At 48.2% G+C, this 7,767-nt stretch carries 5 protein-coding genes; all 5 read right to left on the reverse strand.

Annotated features, from left to right (window positions below; all coding sequences use genetic code 11):
- Positions 1-7: 7 nt before the first annotated feature.
- Positions 8-994, reverse strand: coding sequence for a 50S ribosomal protein L11 methyltransferase (gene prmA, locus ACTRDR_RS12390; RefSeq protein ID WP_440527849.1), 987 nt, complete (start codon positions 992-994; stop codon positions 8-10).
- Between the two features lie 151 nt (positions 995-1,145).
- On the reverse strand, positions 1,146-3,275 hold the full coding sequence (locus tag ACTRDR_RS12395) for a YhgE/Pip family protein (protein WP_440527851.1): 2,130 nt from the start codon (positions 3,273-3,275) through the stop codon (positions 1,146-1,148).
- Position 3,276: 1 nt separating this feature from the next.
- Positions 3,277-3,684, reverse strand: coding sequence for a hypothetical protein (locus ACTRDR_RS12400; protein WP_440527852.1), 408 nt, complete (start codon positions 3,682-3,684; stop codon positions 3,277-3,279).
- 38 nt (positions 3,685-3,722) lie between these two features.
- On the reverse strand, positions 3,723-5,930 hold the full coding sequence (locus tag ACTRDR_RS12405) for a YhgE/Pip family protein (RefSeq protein WP_440527854.1): 2,208 nt from the start codon (positions 5,928-5,930) through the stop codon (positions 3,723-3,725).
- Positions 5,927-7,555 carry an O-antigen ligase family protein gene (locus ACTRDR_RS12410; protein ID WP_440527856.1) on the reverse strand — a complete coding sequence of 543 codons (1,629 nt, stop codon included), beginning with the start codon at positions 7,553-7,555 and terminating at the stop codon, positions 5,927-5,929. The genes ACTRDR_RS12405 and ACTRDR_RS12410 overlap by 4 nt, the downstream gene beginning before the upstream one ends.
- Between the last annotated feature and the right edge of the window lie 212 nt (positions 7,556-7,767).

The following is a 7,767-nucleotide window of genomic DNA, read 5'->3' on the forward strand; positions in this document are numbered from 1 at the left end:
AAATCCTCTAATTTTTTCTTGCGGTAACGCTGACCCATTCTCCCTGATAGGTTACTTCCAATACTTCCAGACCCGTTGCCTTCACTGCCTCTACCACGGTCTGTTCCTTGTCATCAATGATACCGGAGGTAATGTAGATACCTCCCTTTTTCAACTGGTGTACGATCACGGGAGTCAGGGGCACCAGTACATCTGCGAGAATATTGGCTACGACGATATCATAACACTCATAGCCCACCTTGTCCTGCACTTCTTTATCGGTAATGATATTGCCGATCATCATGTCGAACTGTGCGGGATCGATGCCGTTAACCTCGCAGTTCTGTGCTACTGCTTCCACCGCACAGATATCCAGGTCGGTTCCCACGGCATGCTTTGCACCGAACATCAGGGACAGAATCGCCAGAATACCGCTGCCGGTTCCCACATCCAGAAGCTCCGTCTCGGGAGTAATGAACTTACGCAGCTGACGGATACACAGCTGTGTGGTCTCATGCATACCGGTGCCGAATGCAGTACCGGGATCAATATGAAGCACCATTTTATCGGTGTCTTCCGGTTTGATATTTTCCCAGGAAGGAATGACCAGGATGTCATCAATATAGAACTGATGGAAATACTGCTTCCAGTTGTTGATCCAGTCAATATCCTCGGTCTCATCCACGGCTACGGAACCTTCTCCGATATCCATGAACTGACGTAAATCTTCCAGTTCCCGCTTCACATCGGCAAGCACCGCCTCGGTAGTGGTCTTCTCACCGGCTACTTCCAGACTACCATCCTCTTTTTCCTCTACAAAAAAGCTCAAATAAGCAATGCCGTCATCCTCCGGTCCGTCCGGCAGGATATCTACGAACATCTGCTCCTTCTCCATGGCAGTCAGGGGCACTTTGTCCTCGATCTGTGCACCTTCCAGTCCCAGATCATACAGGGTGCTGATAATAATATCTTCTGCTTCCGTCACGGTCTTTATTCTGAATTTTACCCACTTCATATTGTGATTCCTTTCTCGCACTCATTATATCATAAGCTCACAAATTCGTGCTTTCGCACTCTACATCCTGCTTCGCAGGATTATTCGTTCGCTAATGAGCCCAGAAAACCAAATGTCTGCTTCGCAGCCGCTTGGTTTTCCTTGAGGCTCATTATATCATCAGTCCTGTTTTTTCCTTGCTCTTCTCGATCGTATGGTTCAATTTACGGAACGGCGGCTCCAACGCCAGTCCCAGTAACAGTGCAATGATCAGGAATAATGCCATTTTACCCACATTGATCCAATAGTCCACGCCGTACATTCCGGCGATGCATTCCTTGAAGGCTTTCATGCCGAACTGGAATGGCAGGAACGGATAGATCCACTGGAACACCTTCGGCAATGCTTCGATAGGAAAAGTTCCGCCGCTTCCCGCTACCTGGATGACCATGACCACGATTGCCAGTGCTTCTCCCACGTTACCGAATGCAAAAGTCACGGAATACATGAAACAGCTGAATGCGGCACTCGCCACCGCTGCCGCCAGCCAGTATAAAAACTTATGCTGGCACTGGATCTCAATGTAGTAGAGATTGCCCAGGATCGTAAGCAGTGTCTGCGCTTGTCCTATGAGGAAAAACAGCAGATATCTGCCAAAATACCTCTCATGAGCCTTGTAATGATCCCCGGGATCAATCGGTTTCACCCCTACATGAATGATGGCTACCAAAAATAACGCACCTACCCAGATCGCCAGGATCGTATAGAACGGCGATGCTGCCGAGCCGTAGTGATCCACCGGATAAACAGGCACCGTCTTAAGCTGCACCGGAGATGATACAAAGTCCGCAACAGCCGCAGGATCCGTCGCCATGGCACTTAAAATATCTTCATAAGAGTCCGCTCCGGTGATCCGTTTTATATTATCCGCTATTTTATTCACCTTGTCCAGCAGTTCCTGGGCAATTACCAGAGAATCCTGCAAACTTACGTTGCCTTCCTGTAAAGTCTGCTGGTACTCCTTTAAAATATCGGAGATTTCATCCATATTCACATCCGTGCCATTCATCATCGCTGCGGCATTCAAAAACGCCTGCTGCATGGATTTACCGGTATCACGGAAAGAAGGTCTGACGTTGTTATTATAGTCACTTGCGAGGTTATCCAGCTGTTTGCTGCAGATCCGGATCTGTTCCCTCATCTGCGCCCGCAGGGTATTGATATCGGTATCTACCTGTCCTTTGCTATTCTGCAGTTGCTTCAGGTCCGCCTCAATATTTTTTAATGACTGGCTGATCTCCTGAATCTGCGCATCCTGCCCGGTTACCAGGTTTCCCAGAACATCCATATTTGCCTGCATACCCTGCACCAGTCCGATTGCCATGCCCAGTCCGGTGTCCGTGGTACTGCCTACGCTGTTGCTGTCCATCTGGGCTAACAGTCCGTCCGCATAGATGGACAGGTACTGCAGTGCTTCCGTCACCATATTCATACTGCTGCTTACCATATCTCCCATGACATCCACTGCATCCACGCTGGAATTGATCATAGTCTGCATGCCGATCATGGTATTCCGCCCATTCTCCAGGACGTTGTCCATATCCGGCAGCATATTCTGGCTGGTGGACATGATCATTTCCGCCGAATTCATGATGCTTTGGAAGGACTGCAGCATGACCACATAATCCCGCAGCTGCTTCTGCACAGTATCCAGAGAGTCTGTCACACTGACCTGACCGTTTGCATTCACCATAGAAAGCGCATTGCCGGCTTTCATGACCGACTCCGCCACAGTACTGATGAACGTAGCATTTACCTGCTCCTGCACGGCATTTTTCGCCTTGCCTGTGATCTTGGGTGCAATGCCGTTCTTTTTCTCATTTTCATAATAATAGATCGTCGGATGATCCACTTCACCGTCTATAAATCCCAGCATTTCCTGTGTGAAAGTCTCCGGAATGATCAGTGCTGCATAATAGTCGCTGTTCTTCACGCCCTCCAGGGCTTCTTCCGTGGTCTCCGGGAATACCCAGCCGATGGTAGTATTCGCTTCCAGGGCTTCCAGCACACTGTCTCCCACATTCAGGGACAGACCCATGATCTCCGCTCCGGCATCATCCGAAGCGACTGCAACCTTCAACTGGCTGGTAGCCGCCGGTTCATAAGGATCCCAGTTGGAGAAAATATTGAACCAGGCATACAGTGCCGGCAGGATGCTTAATCCCATGACGATCACTACTGCCACTACATTATTGCTGATCCGACGGATGTCGGTGGTAAATATCTTCCAAATGTTACGCATATTACTCGCCATCCTCCCCGTCTTCTGCCTGTGTCTCCGCCGGGGAGTTCAGTCCCTCACCGATCATTTCGCGGGTCTTGCGGATGATCTGTGCCGCCCTGTCGAAATCCGCAGGAGTCACTGCTTCAATCGTTCCCTCTTCTCCCTTCAGTTCCATGATCTTTTCCTGCAAGTTATAATCCATATATTCCACAACGATCAGATAGATTGACAGGGCGAACAGTGACACGATCCACAGGATCAGGAAGATCACCTTGTTACTGCCGGTTAAAAATAACAGCGCCAGGAAAAAAAGGGGCACGATCCAGATGCACTTCAGACCGATCTTGATTCTTTTTCTGTTTTTTTCATGAAGGGTCTGCTCATAGTCCAGCACCTTCTGGAAAATCTCTTCGTAATCTCTTTCCATGAAATTTCCTTTCTGCTTTATTTTCTGCCTATTCGGCATCACATGAGCTCAGTGTCTTCCATTCTCTCTTCCACGAAATGGTTCAGCTTCACAAACGGGATCCGGATCACCAGTCCGATGAGCAGCCCTTCCAGCATGAACAGAATCAGCTTCGCCAGGGCTGCCATATAGGCGGTTCCATACATTCCTGCCAGTGCCTCACGCATTGCCGTGATCGCATAGGGGAATGGGAAGAAGATGTATATCTTCTGATAAATATCGGGAAGCAGTTCAATAGGGAACGTTCCGCTGGATCCCGCGATCTGCAGCACCATAACAATTACGCAGACAGCCTTACCCACATCCCCGAATGCCAACGTCAGGGAATAGATCAGCAGGGAAAATGCAGTGGCGGTAAAACTTGCCGCCAGGAAAAACAGTCCCGGTTCCACAATATTTACTTTCAGCAACCACAGATCTCCCGCCACAATAATAGCAGCCTGGATCTGCGCCAGCAGTAAGAACAGAAGGTATCTGCCGAAATACAGCTGATAACTCTGTACGTTTTTAAGATTTTTCGGTGATGCCTTTACCTTCACCAGTGCCACCAGAATCGTAGATCCTACCCAGATCGCCAACGTGGAATAGAACGGTGTCATAGCAGAACCGTAGGTAGCTACCGGATACATGGCTATGGTCTCCATCGTCACAGGAGATGCGAAATATGCTCCAAGGCTGTCAGGATCTCCTCCCAGGAAACGTACCAGAATATCCATCATTTCCTCTTCGGAGGCACCTTCCAGCTGTTCTGTCAGATCTGTCAGTTTTTGACTGATGCCGTCTACTACGCCCTGGATCTGTCCCAGGCTCTCGCTGGTACCGTCTACCGCATCGCCGACGCCTTCCATAACTACACCTATATTCTGTACGGTACTGCTCAATGTATTTACCAGGGTGGTCACCTGATTCAGCGAATCTGACATATTTGTCAGAACTTTCTGCATCTGGGGCACCAGATTGTTTTTATAGATACCCTGCATATTGCTTACGGAATTTTCACAGCTGTCAATGACATTCTTTAAATTATTCATGGCTTTGTTGACATTGACCTTTGCTTTCTCTGCCGCCTGTTCATCGGTGGATTCCAGCACACTGCCTATGACTGTATTCATCATATCCAGTTCTTTCTGCATAGCTTTCAGCGCCTCGATGGCAGCATCCGTCGCAGCCGTATTGCCGCTTCCGCTGCCGGTAGAAGCATCTCCGCCGGATACACTTCCCTGCACCCGCTGTTCAATCAGCGCTGCCAGCAGATTGTTGACCTGTCCGTTCAGTGTGTTGGTATCCCTTGCCACTTTATTCAGATCCTTCGTCATCTGTGCCGTATCGTCTGCCAGCTTGCTCTGATCCAGAATCTTTTTCATATCCTCCAGCGAGGTCTGTATGGTACTCATGGAGGTATCCACATTCGTACTGAAATTCGACAGCGTATCTCTGGTGGATGACAGATTCTGACTGCTCTGGTTCAGGCTTGCCGTCGTTGCATCCAACTTTTTCTGCATTACGGGAATCTCATAATTCACATGGGTGATCGCCGCTTCCAGTCTGTCATTCCCCGCCCGGAAAGTATCGATCATCGCACTGTATTCCTTCAGGTTATCATTCAATTCTTCCAGATCGGCACAAAATTCCTCCACATAGCTGTCTCCCTGCATCTGATCCGATACGGAATTACCCTCTTCGAAAATCGTGGTAGCAGCCACTTTGATAAAAGTCTCGTTAATAGTATTCTGCAACGTACCGGCTACCGTATCTGTGATCTTGGTAGCAATAGCGTTGCTCTTCTGATTCTGGTAATAAATCAGTGACGGATTCTCAAAATCGTCGGAGAAAACATTGTACATACTATATGTAAATTTATCCGTGATCACGATGGCGGCATAATATTTTCCCGCTTCCACGCCTTCCCGCGCTTCTTCCTCAGTATCTAAAAAGACCCATTTCACACTGGTGTTAGAATGCAGACTCTCCAACACGGATTCTCCCATGTTCACCACAGAGCCGTCCTTTCGCGTGTAATCCTTATCCAGAGACACCACCGCTACGGGGATTCCACCGGTATTGGCATAGGGATCCCAGTTAGCGAAAATATTAAACCATGCATACAGTGACGGTATCACGCACAGTCCGATGATGATGACCAGTGCAAAAGGCTGTTTCACCAGTTTTTTCAGATCTCCTGTGAAAATTTTCCAAATGTTTTTCATGCGATTTCTATCGACTCCTCATCTGTATCCGTTCTATGTAGCTTCTCCTGCCCCTGTCCGGCTTCGCATATCCCCAGCAGTAGAAAAAAAAGTGGAGCATTCAGTACCTGCTGAAAACTGATCAGAGAATGTATTCCGTAGGTAAAAAGCAGCATATTTGTCATGAAGTTTCCGCGATATTTTCGAAATGCGGTAAAAAATACGGTTGCATAGGCGAGCACTCCAAGCACTCCCATATCGATCAGTGTCGTAAGCCATTCATTATGAGCATTCGTAAAAATCGAGCCGGCAAAATAGCCTTTATCGAACAGTACCGTACCTCCGGGCAACACTTGTCCCAAATAACCTGCAAAGCAATCCGGTCCGGCCCCCAACAACTTCTGCCTGAGATCTCCCTGGCAGAATCCCTGCCATGCCATCTGCCATAGTCTTCCACGGTGATTACCCCATTCCGCGAAATCGCTGCCCTGCTGTTTCAAAATATACCATATGACCGCACCCGCAGCAAACGCCAGACTGCCGTACAGCAATCCGGTCCGTAAGATCCCCTTTTTCTCATCCGGAAGAGCATGATGTATCCCGCAAAATAACAGGCACATCGCCGCAAGCAAAATCCATCCCTGCCAGGCAGCCAGCCACTTGGCAATACCGTCCTGCAACAGGATGTCAAAGGTTCCCAGGGATTGCATCCCCTTTCCCCACAGTAACATTCCCACGCAGATGCCGGTCAGCAGGAAAAGCTGGGCTTCCCACAGCTTTGTTTTCTTCCGGCTACTCCAAAAACACATCCACAGTGCCACACCTGCCACCATCACGCCGCCGTCACTTCCCTGTAAAAACAGTAATATGACCACAAGAGTATTGCTGACTCCAAGCAGCATCGAACTTCCTCTTCGCTCTTCTTCCACCGCCTTACAAAAAAGTGCCAGTGATAAAGGAAACATTACACTGTAATACCCGCTAAGCCAGTTGTTATTCCCCAGTGTAGTGAGCATATGTGTATATTCCCAGTCTCCCACGACATAACCCTTCAATAATCCCAATGGATCATAACCCAGTTTTTGGAGTAGTCCTATGAGTGCCACTGTGACAGACGCCGCTTCTCCCAGATATAAAATCCGGTTGCATTGTCCGCTGTAATTCGCTGCCAGCAAAAATCCGCCCACCATCAGGCAGATTGTGACAGCTCCCATATACCATTCCTTCTCTCCCGTCCACGCAGTACTTCCATAAGGGCTGTCGAGTGCAGAGACCACAGCACAGGCGCCGTACAGGCAGACCGCTGTCACTGCGATATGCTCCCTGCACCATACGATCATTTTTTCCCCGGTTTTTCTTATATACATACCAATATACATACCGACACTAGCGCAGTTTTCCATCCGACAGCGTTGTTCTATCCGTCTGTGTTTTTCCATCAGGCATCTTCTTACCACAACGATTATCTGTACCACCAGACAAATTCCCATACAGATCAGAGATATATTGCGATATAAATAATATTTGCTATCACCCAATTTGTAATATCCATTCCCGGGAATATAGTACAGCGGCAATACTACCAGAATGGCAGCCATATAGATCTGACATACGATTTTCAGAAATTCCTCTTTCCGCTTCTCCATCCCCTGTAGGCTCCTTTATATCACAGACTACATAACTACTTGAATTGTAAGCGTTTCTCCCTCTTCTGTCAAACCGTTTACTCTTTACAAAATGGTGAAATTGTATATTAAATTGAGAGTTAATGAAATAGTTGTTCTAAAATCCACGCAGAAAGGACTGCCCGCCCCGGACTCGGATGCTAGCTACAACTGTGGATTTTCTAAAGGAAAGT

The organism is Simiaoa sp., assembly GCF_051972595.1.
GTDB lineage: Bacteria > Bacillota > Clostridia > Lachnospirales > Lachnospiraceae > Acetatifactor > Acetatifactor hominis.